This window comes from Mesorhizobium sp. M1A.F.Ca.IN.020.06.1.1, from assembly GCF_004023265.1.
GTDB lineage: Bacteria > Pseudomonadota > Alphaproteobacteria > Rhizobiales > Rhizobiaceae > Mesorhizobium.
Genome location: NZ_RZSR01001805.1, coordinates 1 through 452, shown reverse-complemented (window position 1 = coordinate 452; position 452 = coordinate 1). Strand labels below are relative to the sequence as shown.

1 protein-coding gene is annotated in these 452 nt (G+C 61.3%); it reads right to left on the bottom strand.

Annotation, left to right across the window (positions count from 1 at the left end; translation table 11 throughout):
- Window positions 1-266 precede the first annotated feature (266 nt).
- A partial coding sequence (locus EOA60_RS38075; protein WP_164899969.1) for a hypothetical protein occupies window positions 267-452 on the bottom strand: 186 nt, incomplete at its 5' end.

Below are 452 nucleotides of genomic sequence, written 5' to 3'. Positions count from 1 at the left end.
TCTCAGCATCGTCAGCCCGATCATTGTGGTCATTTTGACCAAATGCAGCGGATGAGCCCCGCGGCAACCATCGACCCGTTTTGCGTTTCTGGAACCATGTGGCGCCTCGCAATTTCCTTCTAGAGGAGAAAGCCCCATGCTCAGATTGCTTGTCACCATCGGTGCCGCCTATGCCGCCTTTAAGCTTGGCCGCCAAGTCGGCCGACTCGAAGCACAGTATTTTCCCGCTGCCGCCCGCCGATTACGAGCGGCGGCCGAGACAGCAACTACGAGACTAGCTGCCTATAGACCGCCAGTTCCTGCGGCATCGCCACACCATCAGCGCGCGGGTGCCAACACACGCAGCCGGCCAAGAGCGGCTCGACAGGCGCGCCGGCTTCCTCGAGCAGATCGGCGAGCCGAATAAATTCCGGCCACGCGCTCGACGGCTGTTGCGGCTCGCTGGCGATATA